Source organism: uncultured Bacteroides sp., from assembly GCF_958445495.1.
Classification (GTDB): Bacteria; Bacteroidota; Bacteroidia; order Bacteroidales; family Bacteroidaceae; genus Bacteroides.
Genome location: NZ_CAUCSQ010000006.1, coordinates 80,333 through 98,375, shown reverse-complemented (window position 1 = coordinate 98,375; position 18,043 = coordinate 80,333). Strand labels below are relative to the sequence as shown.

10 protein-coding genes are annotated in these 18,043 nt (G+C 42.1%); 3 read left to right on the top strand and 7 right to left on the bottom strand.

The window, feature by feature from the left end:
- Positions 1-151: 151 nt before the first annotated feature.
- The 7 genes from Q5076_RS03695 to Q5076_RS03665 form a co-directional block, all read right to left on the bottom strand.
- A complete protein-coding gene (locus Q5076_RS03695) occupies positions 152-2,143 on the bottom strand; it encodes a glucosamine-6-phosphate deaminase (RefSeq protein ID WP_303010926.1) in 1,992 nt (663 codons plus the stop codon).
- Between the two features lie 148 nt (positions 2,144-2,291).
- Positions 2,292-3,068, bottom strand: coding sequence for an amidohydrolase (locus Q5076_RS03690; protein WP_303010925.1), 777 nt, complete (start codon positions 3,066-3,068; stop codon positions 2,292-2,294).
- A gap of 95 nt (positions 3,069-3,163) precedes the next feature.
- Positions 3,164-3,718 (bottom strand): lysophospholipid acyltransferase family protein, encoded by a 555-nt coding sequence (locus Q5076_RS03685; protein ID WP_303010924.1) that lies wholly within the window; start codon positions 3,716-3,718, stop codon positions 3,164-3,166.
- A 7-nt stretch (positions 3,719-3,725) separates the two neighbouring features.
- On the bottom strand, positions 3,726-3,995 hold the full coding sequence (locus tag Q5076_RS03680; protein WP_303010923.1) for a hypothetical protein: 270 nt from the start codon (positions 3,993-3,995) through the stop codon (positions 3,726-3,728).
- 287 nt (positions 3,996-4,282) lie between these two features.
- A complete protein-coding gene (locus Q5076_RS03675; protein WP_303010962.1) occupies positions 4,283-6,025 on the bottom strand; it encodes a family 43 glycosylhydrolase in 1,743 nt (580 codons plus the stop codon).
- 132 nt (positions 6,026-6,157) lie between these two features.
- A complete protein-coding gene (locus Q5076_RS03670) occupies positions 6,158-7,642 on the bottom strand; it encodes a family 43 glycosylhydrolase (protein ID WP_303010921.1) in 1,485 nt (494 codons plus the stop codon).
- Positions 7,643-7,653: 11 nt separating this feature from the next.
- On the bottom strand, positions 7,654-9,162 hold the full coding sequence (locus tag Q5076_RS03665; RefSeq protein ID WP_303010920.1) for a carbohydrate binding domain-containing protein: 1,509 nt from the start codon (positions 9,160-9,162) through the stop codon (positions 7,654-7,656).
- A 255-nt stretch (positions 9,163-9,417) separates the two neighbouring features.
- Between Q5076_RS03665 and Q5076_RS03660 the strand changes: the two genes are divergently transcribed.
- From Q5076_RS03660 to Q5076_RS03650, 3 genes are all read left to right on the top strand, one after another.
- Positions 9,418-13,494, top strand: coding sequence for a hybrid sensor histidine kinase/response regulator transcription factor (locus Q5076_RS03660; RefSeq protein WP_303010919.1), 4,077 nt, complete (start codon positions 9,418-9,420; stop codon positions 13,492-13,494).
- A 286-nt stretch (positions 13,495-13,780) separates the two neighbouring features.
- Entirely contained in the window at positions 13,781-15,076 is a 1,296-nt protein-coding gene (locus Q5076_RS03655) for a hypothetical protein (protein WP_303010903.1), read from the top strand.
- Positions 15,076-17,928 (top strand): MG2 domain-containing protein, encoded by a 2,853-nt coding sequence (locus Q5076_RS03650; RefSeq protein ID WP_303010901.1) that lies wholly within the window; start codon positions 15,076-15,078, stop codon positions 17,926-17,928. Before Q5076_RS03655 ends, Q5076_RS03650 begins: the two co-directional genes overlap by 1 nt.
- Positions 17,929-18,043 lie beyond the last annotated feature (115 nt).

Below are 18,043 nucleotides of genomic sequence, written 5' to 3'. Positions count from 1 at the left end.
ATGAAAAATCCCTGAATCCTCCTTGATAATCAGTATCAGTTTACAGAATCAGGATAAATTCCCCTGCAAAAATAAACAAAAAAGAGTGAGAAGTATCGAAACCTCCCACTCTTCTTTCATTGTTTTATGTTCTCTTAATTAAGAATCTTTTTTATAACGGAATATATTCAACGAATGCTTCCATTGCTTCGTATGAAGCCAGTCCTAACTGGTCGTATAGAATAGCCGTACCGCGGTTACGGTCTTCACTACGCTGCCAGAACAACCGTTCGTCATTGCCCAGGAAAGGAGCGCTTTCCATTTGTGACTGATGTTTCAGGATAGAATTGCGTTTTGCCCGAAGTTCTTCCGGACTGATAGGTACAGCCATTTCGATGTTTTCGATTTCCCATTCGGCCCATGCGCCGCGGTACATCCAGATACGGCAGTCTTTCAACCATTTGGCGCCTTCTTCCTTCTCCAGGTCGATGGCTGCAAATACGGCATCCGTACATACCCGGTGTGTTCCGTGCGGGTCTGCCAGGTCGCCTGCGACGAAAACCTGGTGAGGTTTAATTTCACGGAGAAGGTTACGCACGATTTCCACGTCTGCCTCGCTAATCGGGTTTTTCTGTATCTTACCTGTTTCATAAAACGGCAAATCAAGGAAATGGCAGCGCTCCAGCGGTATATTGTTATATGTGCAGGCAGTGCGGGCCTCCCCTCTGCGAATCAGTCCTTTGATAGTTAAGATATCGCGGCTATCCATATCGCCGTCTTTCTTTTCTTTCAGGAAGTTACGTATTTCCGCGTACTTCTCATTGATAATCTTGTCTTCGCTATTATTGAAGATTTGGTTAAAGCCATTGATAAAATGCATAAAACGTACCACTTCCTCATCGCCTACAGCTATATTTCCGGAAGTTTCATAAGCTACATGCACTTCATGTTTCTGTTCCACCAGCCGGCGAAGCGTTCCTCCCATGGAAATAACGTCGTCGTCCGGGTGAGGAGAGAAAATTATGGCACGTTTCGGATATGGTTTGGCGCGTTCGGGACGGTAAGTGTCGTCCGCGTTGGGTTTACCGCCCGGCCATCCGGTAATGGTATGCTGCAAATCGTTAAAGATTTTAATGTTTACGTTGTATGCGGAACCGTAAAGCGCCAGAAGTTCGCTTAACCCGTTTTCATTATAATCTTTGTTAGTCAGTTTCAGGATAGGTTTTCCTGTCAACTGGCATAACCAGACAATTGCACTGCGGATTAATTTATCGTTCCATTCGCAGGAGGTAACCAGCCAGGGACGTTGGATACGGGTCAGATTCATGGCAGCCGAAAGGTCGAGCGCCACGTGTGCATTATTATGGGTCTGCAGGTAAGATGCGGGAATCGTATCGGAAATCGGCCCTTCTACACATTCTTTAATCATAGCCGCCTTATTCTCTCCCCATGCGAGCAGATAAACCTTTTTCGCTCCGAGGATAGTAGATACTCCCATAGTGATAGAGCTGATAGGCGTATTGTCAATCGTACCGAATATCTTGGATGCTTCGTTGCGTGAAGCATTATCGAGCAAAATCAGGCGAGTGGTGGAGTTCAGGCGGGAACCCGGCTCGTTGAATGCGATATTACCTACGCGGCCGATACCCAACAAAGCGATGTCGATACCGCCGAAACTTTCGATGCGTTGTTCATACAAACGGCAATATTCGAAGATTGTATCTTTGGCGATTGTCCCGTCAGGAGTAAACACATTCTGTTTGTCTATATCGACATGATTCAACAGCATGTTTTTCAAAGCATTGAAGTTGCTGTTTACGGCCTCGGACGACAGAGGATAATATTCGTACATATTAAATACGATTACATTGCGGAAACTGAGTCCTTCTTCTTTGTGCATGCGAATCAGTTCCGTATATACGTGGCTGGGAGAATTTCCACCCGGAAGCGCCAGTACGCAGAAACGGCCTGCCTTTTGTTTTTCGCGGATGGTCTGTGCTATTTCGCGAGCAATATAAGTAGCTCCTTCTTCTACAGATTCGTAGATGTCCGTAGGAATTTTTTCAAGTCTCGTCAAGACTGATTTTTCAAATGCATTCTCCGGTCTGTAATATCTGGGGGAGACCCGATGGAGACTGATTTGAGAACTGAGATTTGTTTTCATAAAGTTGTCAATTAAGTTATGTAAGATTAGCGTCTTTGCGACTGTATTTCCACGACAAAGATACAAAAGAAGTCTTTATAAATAACTACTAATTTCTAGGTATTGTTGCTCTATCAATCTGTTTTTAACATTTGTTTTATAGCAAATGTTACAGTTGAAATCCGTCCGCATCTTTCCATGCCGGAAATTTTTCTCTGAATTGCCTGAGGGCAGACAATGTAAGGGGAGCCGTCCTTATTCCTTCCTCTTCATCCGGTAGTGAAGCGATTTCCGTTCCGAGTGCAGAATAAATTTTACTTCCCCCGTTGTAACTGAGATGATGTCCGTCCGTACCTACTCTGTTGACGCCGCATACATAACATTGATTTTCCAGTGCCCGCGCCCGGAGCAGGGTGTCCCAGGCCAAACGCCGGGAAGCCGGCCAGTTTGCCACATATATCAGCAGGTCGTATTCATTGTTGATGTTCCGGCTCCAGACAGGAAAACGGAGGTCGTAACATATAAGTAGGCAAATGTTCCATCCCAGATAGGAAATAACGGTCCGTTTGTTGCCGGCTGAGAAATATTCGGCCTCACGTCCCATGCGGAACAAATGGCGCTTGTCATAAAAAAACTCTTCTCCTTCAGGAGTCAGGAAAAAAGCCCGGTTGTAAAAGCATCCGTTATCTGTTGCTATGTAACTTCCGCAAATAGCCATTTGAAATTGAGAAGCCCATTGTTTTAAAACAGTAACGGTTATGCCGGAGTTTGGCTCCGCCAGCTCGCTGCTTTGCATACTGAATCCCGTTGAGAACATCTCCGGTAAAACGGCAATCTCCGTCGTTCCGCGGAGGCTTTGCAACTTTTTCTCTTGTAAAAGGAGATTCTCCTGCTTGTTTTCCCAGATAATATCGGTCTGTATGATAGAAATCCGAAGTGAATCCATGAAGAAGTTAAATTGCTGTTTTTTTATTTACCGCAAGCTGCACCGATTGTCATAAACCGGTTGGTACAAATCCCTCTGTGCAACTTGCGGTAAGCTTATAATTCGCCGAGAACAAAATTTTCGGGATGTTTTCCTTTGAAATTCTTGAAATAAAGTTTGATTTCCCGCATATCCTTAGCAACATCTCCCGACGGCATAATAGCTTTGGTTGCCGAAATAGTCTTTTTTTCGTAGTCGATACCAATCAGTACGATAGGCACCTGCGCTTTGAGGGCGATATAATAAAACCCTTTTTTCCAGTTCGGATTCGCCTTGCGCGTCCCTTCCGGAGTAATGGCCAGATGGAATTTTTTGCATTCGTTGAAATGCCGGACCATCTGGTCTACCAATGAAGTCTTTCGGCTACGGTCTACAGGAATTCCTCCAACCGCTTTAAAAAAAATGCCGAGTGGAAAAAAGAACCATTCTTTTTTCATCATGAAGCTTGTTTTACGTCCTAAGGCCCCGTAAAACAGTTTTCCGATAAATAAGTCGAAGTTTGTTGTGTGTGGAGCGGCACATATTACGCATTTGTCATAATTAGGTACCGTGACATGAGTCTTCCACCCTAACAGGCGGTAATAGATAAAGCTATAAATTGCTTTCTTCATTCTGTTTTTAATTCAATTTTCCGATAGCTTCAATAATCTCATTCACCTTTGCATTGAAGTCAGCTTGGAATTTCCTATAAAAACCTTTCACATTACCCGGTTCCGTATGACTGATACGGGTGACGAATTCATCCTGCATCTTCAATATTTCAGCCATCACTTCATCCGTTTTCGCTTTGTCGACACCGGGAATAAGCATACTGTTAACCAAACATTCGGTAAATAATTCTCCTGCAATATAATTTACATTCTTTTTGAGTTCTCTTCTACTTGCCATAATCTTTACATTTAATGGTGAATACTAAAAATACTTGGGGTAAAGATAGGGACTTTCTTTGATTCCAGCGAATAATACGGGGAAAAAATGAAATGGGAAAGGTTTTAATGCCTTTTTATACGTATATAAACATTTGTTCGCTGTAGCGTGCGGAACTGGTATCCGGAACTGGCGGGTTGTCCTGTTTATAGGACGTTTACAGGATAAGAGACGGTATAAAAAGAGAAAAGGCCAATCGCCTTTTTGAACAGCCGACCGGTCTTTTCAATAATATCCGTTTGAAGTTATTAGGGTTGCGGAGTGCCGAAAGCCGTAAATTCATAAATACCGTCGGCCCATGTAGCCGAATTGCCTTTGTGCACATTCACAATTCCATAGATACGCAAGCGCAAATACCTATAGAATGCCGGGTCTTCGATAGTCAGAATAAGGAATCCCACTTGCCAGTTTTGTCTGCCGTTGACAAGTGTCTTATAACTTTTTCCGTCCAGACTTCCTTCAATTGTATATTTGTAAGCGGCTTCCGACCCGTTGACAAGTTTGGTTGAAAAATTTATTTCCGAAATTTGCGCCTTTTTTTGCATGTCTATGACAAACATGTATGGAGTACCGACTTTTGCATTGGAACTTTTCTGAAAATAAATGGAAGAGTCCAAATCGGCGCCGTCTGTGATGCAACCGGCATTCACCCCTTTTACTCCCGGCACTGTCGCTGTCACCGGCATGTTTAAGGTGAGGTTCTTTCCGTTTTGCACGGGGATGAGCCCATACCGGTCATTGAATTCGACAAACCTGTAATAATCCATTGATGCGTATCCTCTGTTAAATGCAGCGATGGAAATTCTAGGGAAATTGCCGTCGGGAGTTTGGTATTTCCGTTGCGCCCCCCAATGATAACTCCATACCCCACAGGTGTTTTTCACTGTACTGATTCTGTTAAACTGAGCGTCAAAAGTCGTATTGTTGCCTATTTCTCTTACAGGCGACCATTCACCGTCCAGTTTGCCGGCCGACGTATATACCGTTTGGCTTGGATACCATCCGGAAGCTTTTGAACTGAAAAAGTAATATTTTCCGTCTTTTTTGATAATCGCAGGAGTCTCCCTATGCAATCCTTTGCATATTGTATTGACTAGGGCAACAGGCTTGGTCCACGATTTATCCAATTTGTAAATGTTTATGTCGCTGTTCATGTTGGTGGCGGAAAGGAGATAAGCCGTGTTGTCATCGTCGATGAACAGTGATTGGTCCCGTGAGTCGTATCCTAACGGCCGTTCCATTGTTCCTACCTCAAGTCGGCCTTTCGGAGTAATCTGCGCCAGATAGATTTTTGCAGCGGTATATCCCTTTTCGTCTTCATAATGTGAAGACAACACCACCTTTCCTGTTTGGGGATTGTACCGGAAAGCGTTGCCTTCGAATTTTACGTTCGGGTAGAAGGCCAATTCCCTGGGAACGCTCCAACTCCCGTCAAGCCCGGTTTTGGAATAACTCTCGGTAACCAGCCAACCTTTCGTTTTCTGTCCGTCTGCCTCTTTTTCCGTATTTTCTATCTTGTATGAAAAATAAAGGTCTCCGATTTTCATACCTTGCGGTTTGCCGGAACGTTCTTCGGTAATATACTTGCCGTTTAAATTATCATAAATTCTCCCTTCGCCAATGGGGGTGAAAGTTGTCGCTTGTTGAGAAATCGCCGTAGCTACTTTCCTGCCGTCTTTAAACGCTTCCACATGATAAGTAAAAGTTTTGCCGACAGCCAAGCCGTAATCGTCGTAAGTATCGCCTTTAGCTTCTCCTATCAGGTCTCCGTTCCGATATATTTTATAAAGTTCGGCATCCTCCCGTTGCATCCAATTGAGCTTCACATTCCTTACTTCCTTTTCTCCGGCAAGCCTGAAGACCGTGGCCGTGACAGCCCAGTCACTGTTACTCTCCGTTTGGATGCCGGAAGAAAGAGTACCGGCGGAAAAGACAGGTTGGCTGCATATCCACATAAAAATGAACAAACATATATTTTTGATAATATTCATCATACACTGAATTATTTTTGATAATCTGAATGAATAGGGGAGGCCTTTTATCATTAAAAAATAATTTAAAGTATAAGTGTCTCCCCCGGATTTGCAAATACAACAAACATCTGAAAATTACACACGAAAAAATTATTTAGCCTCTATTTGCTTTCGGTTATCAGCCCTGTAACTTACGGAAAATATATCCGCTTCCTCATATTTATATTTGTAAGAGTCAAAATAAACAGCGAAGTCCTGCATTGATTTTTTAGAATATTCGGTAAGATACAAGTTTGTCCCGTTGAATGTGTTTGAACCGGAAACGGTTATATATTTCTTGTCTTTGGCATTTTGTATTCGGTAATAACCGTCTTCCTGCAAATTGAATATCCAGCATTGGGCTATGTCGTTTTTCTTTTCAGGATTCAGGCGCAAAGTACCGAATAGCGATTCCAGAAATCTTCCGGTTTTGGTATCTTTTAGTTTATAAGTACCAGGCGTATCGGTTTTAATGAATTCAAAACCGATGTTTATTTCATCATTGTCGTCGGCTATGCAAAAGCCGTTGGTCGGTTTCGAGACCAAGCGGTCCGACACCTTTTCCAACAATGAATAAATATTGTTGGAAACAATGCTCGCCGCCCGTTTATAACGGTACATGTCATCGAAAATCGTTAAATCCCATTGAGCGTACCATTTTACTACCGGGTATCCTGAACGCATGCTGATTGGCAACCATACATGGTGAGACTTTTCCACATTTTTTGAATTCCAGCGGTCACCCATATAAATATAAGCATTTTCTTTGTCCGGGACTTTGAATACATAACAACTTTGTGAGTTGTATGTCAAGTGTTTAAGTTTGTCTACGGCAAAATTGGCTCCCGTATTCCATTTCCCTAATATGTCAGTGCTGTAAGCTGTTCTGCCGGGGTTAGGCGTCCATCCCGTGCAACCGGAGAATAATCCGTAGTAGATATCGCCGACTTTAAAAATAGCCGGCGCTTCATATTTAAGCCCTTTTAATATTTTTGTTTCTGTGGAGGTCGGTTCTAAATAATCGTCTCTAAGAAGCGATATGTTCATGTTGGTATTCATGTCCGTTGAACAGAAATGGTATGCTTTTCCATCCGTATCGATAAAAACGGTCTGGTCGCGCGATTCGTTATTGTTCGGGCGAAAAGTCTTATATAAAGTATAAGGACCTTCAACTTTGTCACTGGTCGCTACGCAAACCCGTGCGGCTCCATATCCCTTGCCGCTTTCCCAATGGCTCCACATTACCCACTTGTTTGTTCGGGGATTGTAGATGACTTTGGGACGTTCAAACAAACGGCCTTGTGATATGTCGTTCATATCCTCCCTGGCTTCACCTGTTGTTTTTAAAGAAAGCCCCAGACGTTTCCAGTTATACAGGTCTTTGGATTGATAACAACTGACCCCGTTGGAAATGAACCCAGTACGGTCTTCTCCGAACCAATAGTAGTAACCTTTGGTAAAAACCACGCATCCGCCGTGTGCATTTATTTGTTCCCCGTTTGTATCATTCCACAGCTCCCCCGGGCTAATCCGGGTATTTTGTGAAAAAGCCGTATTGAATGAGAGTACAAAACAAATTAATAGAATAATCTTCATCTTTTTGTTATTTATTCTGTAATATTGATTGTAATTTCAGGTTGTTCCGGAGCATAAGCGCCGCTTAAATCGTAAGTGAAATATTCTATTTCGGCATTATTGTTCTCGAAACCGATTTTGGGAGAATAAACTCTGGATACTCCGGTAAGTTTAACGTTGTCTACATCTAGGGGAGAGATATTAGCCCCCCATTTACCGGCTTGAATTTGAAAGATTACACGTATCTGTTTGCAAGTGGGCGATGTCGTGAAATCCAGAGAATACGTTTCCCAAGTATCACTGGCTATTTCCGCCTCTACTTTCTTTTCACGGTCTTCCACTTCCTGGATAAACATTTTGGCGGTTAGCGTGCCTTTTTTCTTGTCTAATCCCCCTTTAGCCAGTGCGGATAATGTATATGTTTCGTTAGGGGCGACATCAACAGTCTGGTTGATATTGCCGTTTCCCCAGCCGCCTGCCCATTTGTAAGGCTTAATGCGGAAAATATGATTGTTAAAGTCCTGTTCGTTGTCGATTTCTTGAGGAAGGATGAACTGTTCGCTGTTCCACCGGTCAAGGATGGCAATATTCCATCCTTCCACGGCTTTTACTAATTTCCCTCCGTCCATATAATTGTATTCCCCTTCGAATCCGGGATTCTTTAAGAGGTTTTCTTTAGGTTCCCCGTTTGCAACGGCAAAATCAGGTTGGTTACCGTAATCGGCCAGACGTATTGTGTCGATAGGGAATCCGTCGCGATAGACGAAAGCTCTGTTGTCCGGCGTGATTGCATAACGGTAAGTATGCATACGGTTATCATTGTTGTAAAACTTGCCTAGTCCTCCTTCTGTTTTAGTCAAAGGATTGCTGAACCCTTTTTGACTGTTGGAATTATAAACCCCCATTGCGGTTGAGGCGACAAACCCTTTCATGCCATATCCTTTTCCGTCTACCATATAAGGATGGAATTCATCTCCTTCCTCATTTATTTTTACTCTAAATTCAACAGTGTACCCTTTTTCCCCCGGCTTGAATTCGGTATTCTCAAAAGTTTTGTCCTTTCCTCCTTTGTAGATGGGAGATTTGGCTATTTCTTTAGTTGGAAGCGGAGTGCCGATACCCTGGACTCTGACGTAGGCTCTGCTGTCTCCGCTTCGGAGAACGATGATTCCTTTGGTAACTTTTTGGGTACTGTTTAAAGTGACTGTAATTTTAGCGTTTTTAGTATTTGCCGGTATGCTTTCCGGGCTTATGCTGAATCCGTTCGGGGTAGTTATCAACACCGGCTGGTCTTTTTGCAGATTCCCGGTGTTAATTGTAAATGTCGCGGACTTTCCGGTTCCGTTTACGACCAGTAAAGGAGCGTCATTTCTCTCGTTGACGTTATTTTCGTCGTCAGAGGCTTCTTTTTCCTTATCGTCTTTAGCCTGGTTAATTTCCGGTATGTGAGAAGATACTGGCGAAAACATTGCCGAGACATTGTTCGTGACGATACTCATTGACAATGTGAAGAAAATGGTTTTGAGATAAATTGCTTTCATGATATAAAAATATAAATGATTATTCTGTTTTTCTCGTATGCAAAGTTGCAGAAACTATTTATTATAAAAGTCCTTGAATTAATCAAATACGTATAATTTTAAATTAGCCGTTTTTATTGGTATTTTAGGAGGTCTGAAAATCATTCAAAAGGTTTGAAAATCGTTCATAAACATCGTTTCATTTCAATTTAATCTTAAATGGCTTGCTTGAAAATATATTTTGCTTTAATATTGTACTAAAAATTATGGGATACTATGGAAATAAAGAAAAGGAGTATTATATTTCTGTTTTTATATTTAATATGGAGCTTCGTTACTGCCCAGGAATTGTCCGTTGATGTACTTCCTTTGAGCGGTCAGTTGCCTTCCAATTCCGTCCAGAGGATTTTTCAGGATCGCGAAGGTTTTATGTGGTTCGGCACACGCGAAGGGTTGTCCCGTTACGACGGATACCGCGTGTTGACTTTCCGGTCCGGAAAAACGACTCCGAACCTTTTGACGGACAACCAGATTACGAGCCTTGCGGATTCGTGGGAACGTGTATTGATTGGAACAAAGAAAGGATTGAATATCCTGAATAAGAAAACCTATGAAATTTATCACATAGATAATGAAGAATTGAAGGATCAGGAGATTCGTTCAATTCTTTTTGATTCAAGAGGATATATCTGGGTAGGGACTTATATTGCTTTATATAGATGTTCCAGTGATTTCTCTGTATGTAAAAGATATGACAGCTCTTTACCGGTTACCAGTGTGAATTCCATTTATGAAGATTCGGATAATAATATTTGGGTGACTTTCTGGAGAAAAGGAATCTTTCGTTATGACCGGACAAAAGATACATTTGTTAAATATCCGAAGTTAGGGAAGGAAAACAATCCGTTTTGCGTGTTTCAGGATGATAAAAAACAACATTGGATAGGTACTTGGGGAGAGGGCCTTTACAGATTTTATCCGGAAGAAAAAGATGAGCAGGTTTATATACCGGTGAAGAGCGTTAAACCGGGAGAATTATCCTCAAACGGCACTTTTTTCAGTATTCAGCAGGATGATAAGTACGGATATCTGTGGTTAGTCAGTTCTCGCGGACTTTATGCAATCCGGAAAAGAGTCGATAATTCGGTGGAAATGATTGATATCAGCAATATCTCCTCAAAACTGAATAATATCTTTAGTGAAATATGTAAAGACAAGGCAGGTAATCTATGGATTGCCTCTTTTAATGAAGGAGTAGCTTATATCAATATGGACAAGCCGGTTATTCAGAATTATCCTTTAGCCTCTATTAAGAAAACAATAGGGTTAACGACTAATATCCAGGCCATTTATAAAGATAAGGAAGATGACATCTGGATCAACCAGAATCGTTTAGGGTTGGGAATTTATAAAAAAAACAGCGATGAGATTGTGTGGTATAAGGACATACCGGGCTTGAGCGGTTTGTTGGGGATGGAGACCGTCAATTATATCGGATATTCCTCTTTGGACGATGAAATATGGATTGGACCTTCCTATCAGCCGGTTATTTATACTTTGAAAAAAGAGAAAGGGCAGATACGGCTTGTTTCTACCATAAACCTGCAGGAATATGTAAAGGGTGCGGGAAATAATCCGCAATTTTTTTATGAAGACAGAAAATGCAATATCTGGATTGTAACATCGCTGGGATTGTTTGTAAAACCGGCCGGCAGTCACGGAATATTAAAAGAAACAGGTTTCCTTCAAAAAGAGATAACAGGTTTGGTGGAAGATGATTCGGGACATATCTGGGTTAGTACCAGGCGTAATGGCGTATTTTGTTTGACCGTGTCTGAAGATTTTAGGGTTAAGAAAGAGAATATCGTCAAATTTGATACGGCGTCGGGACACTTGATAAGTGATAATATTGAAGATTTATGTACGGATACGGAAGGACGGATCTGGATGGGAAGCCAGGAAGGTTACGTCTTTTTGTACAATCAAAAAAACAAGGAAATTGAAGATTATTCGGATGTATTCCCGACTTTAACCGAAGGTGTACAGGATATGGTGACGGACGATACGGGGCATCTTTGGATTTCTACAAACAAGAGGATTATTGAGTATGACCCTAAGACCGGAGGGCAGATTACTTATCTGGCAGGTGAGGATATCGTTGTAAATTCTTTCCCGAAGCATTCCTGTTTTAAAAGCCCGGCAGGAGAAATGTTTTATGGAGGGAACAGGGGTATTGCCGTATTTGTTCCGTACAAGCAATTGGCCGATGAGCCGAAGAGGATACGGACACATATTGTAGATGTAAAAATGGGAGATGAATCATTATTGACAGGAAAGCCCAATGAACGCTTTAATTTGCTCAAACAGACATTAAGTCTGAATGCAGAAGACCAGAATATTGAAATAGACTTCTCTTCTTTGAACTACAGTTTTCCGGCCAAGATTCAATATGCCTATAAAATGGAAGGCGTAGATAAAGATTGGGTATATATAAAGGATGGACGCCAGTTCGCTTATTATAACCGGCTTCCCAAAGGAGAACGTTCCTTTTGTGTAAAAGCCACGGATGTAAATGGGTTATGGAGTAGCCTTGTAACCAAAATAAAGGTAAAGAAAGCTCCGGCCTTCTACGAAACCTGGTGGGCTTATACAGCTTATTTTATATTTGTCTTATTGCTCTGTTATTCTTTCTATTACAGAACGAAGCGGCGGATGCAACTGCGTCACGAATTGAGAATCGTTCAAATAGAAAAGGAAAAATCGGAAGAATTGGTTCAGGCAAAATTGCGCTATTTTACGAATATTTCTCATGACCTTCTTACTCCGCTTACTATTATCACTTGTTTAATTGACGATGCGGAAATTACATACAAGAATAAGATTCCACAGTTTGAAATGATTCGCGCCAATGTGAACCGATTGAAAAGGCTGTTGCAGCAAATTCTTGATTTCCGTAAGGTCGAGAGTGGAAACATGAAACTGAAAGTCGCTGCGGGAGATGTGGTCTCTTTGGTACGTAGTGTTTGCAATTCCAATTTTATGCCATTGATTCAGAAGAAGAAAATAGCCTTCGCCTTTGAGCCGGAAGAGGACACGGTACAGGGATATTTTGACGCGGACAAGATAGACAAAGTAGTCTCTAACCTTTTATCCAATGCATATAAATATACGGAAGAAGGCGGGAAAATAAAAATAGCTTTATCTACTTTCTCACAAGAATGCCATACCTATCTGTCTATTATAGTCAGCGACACCGGGCGGGGAATCGCTGCGGAAGATTTGGATAAGATATTTACGAGGTTTTATACAAGCCGGCATTGGAGGACAAGTGAAACCAACGGCATCGGCCTTTCGCTTGCAAAAGATTTGCTAGAGTTGCATCATGGAACGATTGACGTGGAAAGTGAAGTCGGAAAAGGAACCTCATTTACGGTAATTATTCCGATTGATAAAGACAGTTATACGGAAAATGAAATAGAGTCATCCCAAGAACAGATAAATGAAAATGGAACCTGCGATGTGAATGCGGAGAGTAATATTCTGGATTGGGAACAGATGGAAGGAGAAATGGCAGATGCCGCCGTAAGCGATATTCGGCTTCTGCTGGTCGAAGACAATGAAGAACTGTTATATTTAATGGAACGTATTTTGTCCAGGCACTATCATGTGGTGATGGCTAAGAATGGCGTGGAAGCTTTGGAACTGATGAATGATAATGAAGTCGATATCATTATAAGCGACATTATGATGCCGGAGATGGACGGTCTGGAATTATGCCGCATCATCAAGGGGAATTTGGAAACAAGCCATATACCTATTATTCTGCTAACTGCGAAAAATACGGCGGAAGACCGTATTGAATGTTATAATGCCGGAGCTAATGCATACATCTCGAAACCTTTTGAATTAAAGGTGCTTGAAGCGCGCATTGATAATTTCCTGACAGATAAGAAGAGCAAGCAGGAAGAGTTCCGTACCGATATAGAAGAGATAAACTTCAATTTGTTGGATACCACTGATATTGATAAGGAATTTTTGAGAAAAGTGATAGAAGCCATACAGGAAAATTTGTCTTCGCCCACATTCGATGTTGTCCAGTTGGCCGATGCTCTGGCAATGTCTAAATCTTCTCTTTACCGGAAGACAAAAGCTATCGTGGGGTTGTCTCCGGTGGAATTTATCCGGAATGTCCGTTTGAAACAAGGAGTGAAAATGTTGAAAAATAAATCGGTTTCCGTTTCGGAAGTGGCATACGCTTGCGGATTTTCCAATCCGAAATATTTTTCGACTTGTTTCAAAGAGGAGTTTGGAGTAACTCCTAAAGAGTATCAGAAAGTCGATACTAAAAAATAAATGAATCTAAAATTGTATGGTTTGCTTCGGATATCAGTTATATGGATAAAATATAACTGGTATTTATCGTGTTCTACAGACATGCCGGTTACTTGATTAAGAATTGAAATATTATTGTTTTTCGGACTTTATGAATGATTTTCAGACTAACGGCGATAGGTTGGATAGATTATTTGACTGTTGCTTTAATTTTAAACTCATTTGGTTGATTCTTGTACTCCGTTTCTTTTAAAAAATCTCAATTTTGTCTTTGGATATACGAGTACGAATCTTAATTTTATAGTAAATGGAAAAACGATTGATTATATTGAGTATATGTATGGCTTTTATTTCTGTTCTAAAAGCAGCTCAATATACAGAGAGCCCGTTGATAATTTCTACGGTTGAAGATTTGAAAGCCTTTGCCAAATCGGTAAATAGCGGAAATTCATATCGGGGAAAAGTAGTAAGACTGTCTGCAGATATCTGGCTGAATGATACGACCGGATGGCAGAAATGGAACCGGCAGACAAAAATGAAGTCATGGATTCCGGTTGGAACGTTAAAGACACCTTTCGAGGGAACTTTTGATGGCAACGGGCATACTATTTCCGGGTTATTCATAAAAACAGGTTCCGAAACTTTTCATCAAGGTCTTTTTGGGTGCTTGAAGAGAGCAACGGTAAAAAACATCCATATCCGTTATTCCCATATCATTGCTTATAATTACGTTGGCGCCCTTGCAGGTTATATCTCGTGCAATACTCAAATTCTGAATTGTTCAAATGGAGCTGTTATTGAGAGTGAACGTAATTTCACGGGAGGGCTTATCGGTTTTTCTTTCGGTCAGAATCGTATAGTCGGATGTAGTAACTACGGCAAAATCTACGGTCATCGTTGTGTGGGAGGGCTGATTGGTTATTTTGAGGGTGGTTCCGTTTATAATTCTTTCAATAGAGGAGAAGTTATCGGGCGTTATGAGCATGTAGGAGGTATCATAGGCGAGTTTACCGAACCTTATCAGAAGTCTGTAGAAAATACGGGATTGAAAGAACTTCCTAATGATACCGTGGCTAATTGCTATAATACGGGAAAGATTATGGCAAGAGATGTGGCGGGCGGCATTGCCGGACACATAAGCCTGCATCCCATCCAGATTTCCACATGGAAAGTCGTATTTGCCAATAATTATAGTTCCGGAAAGATTCATACCGAATATCCTGTTGTGACTGACGGATTGGTAGGAGTATATGCGTATTTTGCCAATCCGGAAAAAATAACCATACCGACAATAGACCGTATCGAGCGCGACGGCGCCGCTTGTTACTGGAGTGAGGAATCCTGTAATCTGACCGATATAAAGCGGCCCCGTTTTGAAGGAAGTAAAATCCGTTCGGATGTATGGAGTAAAATTATGTATGGAACAATGAAGATACCTGAGTCTTTCAGATATTTCAGTGATGCCGAGATGAAACAGGAAGAATTCGTAGAATTGTTAAATCAGTGGGCAGACAGAAAAGATGTGTTTTCCCGATGGAGCCGGGACAAAAAAGGAGTGAATAACGGATTCCCTGTTTTTGTAAACCAAACGAATGATATATAATGAAAAGAATTTGTTTTTTGTTGATAATGAGCCTGGCTGTGACAGGCGCAATAAAAGGATACAGCCAAACGGAAAAGTTCGATAAAGATTCTCTGGTGAATCGTTTTGTGACGCAACTGAGTATATTCCCACAAGAAAAAGTGTATTTACATACTGACAAAGGAACATATATGGCTGGGGATACAGTGTGGTTCAGATCTTATATTGTCGATGCTGCATTGCATACGCCTTTGCATGGCAAATACATATACGTGGAACTGGCAAATCCTTTGGATTCTGTTGTATCGCAGGCGTTAATAGGTCCTGATAACGGAATTTACCACGGTTATCTTTCTTTAGCCAAAGAGTTGCCTGACGGCGATTATACGTTACGCGCATATTCCCGTTATATGTTAAAAAACGGGAACGAATGTATTTTCAGACGTCCTGTAAGAGTTATCTCCATTTCATGGAATAAAGTGAATATGAGGGCCTTGTCAGAACGTGACGGTAAGACGCAAAACATGACGTTAACGTTTGCTTCCGGAGATAAGCCGCTGCAACTTTGCCGGGCTGATATGTCGGTAAAGAATAAGCCGGCTGTAAAATTGGAATTGACGGAAATGAAAGACGGGGTGGAAGTCAAGTGGGGGAAAAACGATTGGAAAAGCAATTCCTCATGGCTCTTATCCATGAAAGATACCGTAGGCAACAGCTATAGTCGGTTTCTTCCGGTAAGTACCCGAAATGAGGATTATGATGTAACGTTCTATCCGGAAGGAGGGTATTTGTTGGCGGGCCAAGCCTGCCGTGTCGCTTTTAAGGCAATGGGGCATACCGGAAATGCTGTGGATGTCAGTATGGATATTTTGGATGAATCCGGTGAAGTGCTCGCTTCGGCCCGTACCCTTCACGAAGGGATGGGAACATTTGTTTTAACTCCGGAAGCAGGCAAATCCTATACGGTTAAGTGTACGGATGCTTTAGGAAAAAGCAAAGAATTTCAGTTACCTTCTGTTGATTCAAAGGCGTTATACGGTTTGAGGGTTGATACGCAACGCGAGAATTTCAGAGTCTCTTTATTATCGGTAGAGAAGTCACCGGTCGAACCCCTTTATCTGGTAGCCCATGTTCGCGGAATTGTCGTTGTATCGGAAGAATGGAAAGACCCCCAGAAAAAATACTTGTTTCCTAAGCAATATTTTCCGGCCGGCGTTGTCCAATTTTTATTGCTGAACCAAGAAGGACGGATATTAAGTGAGCGCCTGGCCTTTTCCGATTCCTATCTTCCTACGGTTTGTGATTTGTCCGTAGCCGGTTCTCCGACACAGAAACGGGAAGCAATTTCAGTGAATGTCAATCTTCGGGATTTTAACGGGCAACCTTTAAAAGGAGTCTATTCGGTATCGGTGGTTGACGGCAAGTTTGCGGCAGTTGATTCCTGCTATGATATTTTTTCTCATTTATTGCTGACATCCGAACTGAAAGGAACCATAAAATCTCCCGGATTCTATTTTAGAAAAGGAAATTCTGCAGCCAGGACCAGCCTGGACTTACTTATGTTGACACAAGGATGGCGACGGTATGAACTGCCGGAAGTTATCCAAGGCAAATATAAAATGCCTGTGTTGGAAAAACACACGGAAATGGCGATACGGGGGCGCGCGGTCGCTGCCGGAGGTTTTTTGTCGAAGTCGAATGACGAACATCTTGTTTCCATTTCCGGAACAGGCAAGCTGAAAGGATTCCGCCGGTTTGTTTCAACCGACAAAGACGGATATTTCTGTTTTGACAGCATTGCTTATGCCGAAGGCAGCGGCTTCCATATTAATGCCGTTCAACTGCAAGCAAAAAGAACAGGAAAAATAGAACTCTTTGACAGAGACTATCCCCGGAACATGCCTCTTTATCCCCAAACTCCGTTGGACGACGATTCCGTGCACAGCGTATTGAAAGAAGACATGGAATTAATCACCCGTTTAGACAATTTGCATTTTATGTTGCAGGATATTGTTGTCAAAGCTCCCATGTGGGGAAGCCGTGATTATCATATGCTCACGGACAAAGAGACAGTCCGCTATAAAGATATGCGTACATTGCTGAAATCGCAAGGACTGACGGTTTCCACATTGGCGGAAGATACGGAAGCGATGCAGGCGCGGTTGGAGGCGGATGCGTTGCTGGCAGTCCAAGATACCTCATTGCTTAGCGGATATGAATCAGATGCGATAGAAAGCAGTTCCTCCCGGACTTCGCAGTTGGTGGAAGAAATGGTCTATTACGGCAACCAGAGGATATTATTGTTTGTGGATGACAATTTCTGTAAACCGGATATCCTGGTCAATTGGATTACTCCCGGAGATATTGAGAATATGGTCCTGGTAAAAGATGTCGGGCGGGATAAGGCGAACGCCTTGCTAAGAGGAACATTGAAATGGAGTGAAAAATACTATTTGAATACCGGGCGTGATTTATGCCAGGCTTATTGTCATATTCCCCGGAAGCAGGAAACAGTTGCGATTCTGAACGTAACGACAAAAGACGGTTTTGATTCCCGTTGTTTGGGATGGTGGTCAAAATATTATGATGATATCCGGCAGCGGAATATGAGTAATGCCACGTTCTATCCTTTGGGATATCAGCAACCGGTGGAGTTCTATTCACCCAAGTATGGTGCGCCGGTCGGGAAAAGCAGTGAAATTCCGGATTTGCGTACAACTCTTTATTGGAGTCCGAGGTTGGCGGCGGACGAACGGGGTGATGCATCTTTCTCTTTTTATACTTCCGACCAGCCGGGCAATTATTTTCTAATAATGGAAGGAATAGCGGAAAATGGCGAGTTTGTCCATGTGGCAAAAGCGTTGATGCAATGATGAAACGAGGACAAAGAATCGTTCTGCAGCCGGAGGGGTTTAATGGTCCTGAATCATATTTATACCTTTTTGAATGATTTTTAGCCATAGGAAGTTTAAAACATCGTTTGGTTTG

Coding starts and splice junctions, on each gene's coding strand:
- Q5076_RS03695 (WP_303010926.1), bottom strand. CDS start 2,143: ATGAAAACAAATCTCAGTTCTCAAATCAGTCTCCATCGGGTCTCCCCC.
- Q5076_RS03690 (WP_303010925.1), bottom strand. CDS start 3,068: ATGGATTCACTTCGGATTTCTATCATACAGACCGATATTATCTGGGAA.
- Q5076_RS03685 (WP_303010924.1), bottom strand. CDS start 3,718: ATGAAGAAAGCAATTTATAGCTTTATCTATTACCGCCTGTTAGGGTGG.
- Q5076_RS03680 (WP_303010923.1), bottom strand. CDS start 3,995: ATGGCAAGTAGAAGAGAACTCAAAAAGAATGTAAATTATATTGCAGGA.
- Q5076_RS03675 (WP_303010962.1), bottom strand. CDS start 6,025: ATGAATATTATCAAAAATATATGTTTGTTCATTTTTATGTGGATATGC.
- Q5076_RS03670 (WP_303010921.1), bottom strand. CDS start 7,642: ATGAAGATTATTCTATTAATTTGTTTTGTACTCTCATTCAATACGGCT.
- Q5076_RS03665 (WP_303010920.1), bottom strand. CDS start 9,162: ATGAAAGCAATTTATCTCAAAACCATTTTCTTCACATTGTCAATGAGT.
- Q5076_RS03660 (WP_303010919.1), top strand. CDS start 9,418: ATGGAAATAAAGAAAAGGAGTATTATATTTCTGTTTTTATATTTAATA.
- Q5076_RS03655 (WP_303010903.1), top strand. CDS start 13,781: ATGGAAAAACGATTGATTATATTGAGTATATGTATGGCTTTTATTTCT.
- Q5076_RS03650 (WP_303010901.1), top strand. CDS start 15,076: ATGAAAAGAATTTGTTTTTTGTTGATAATGAGCCTGGCTGTGACAGGC.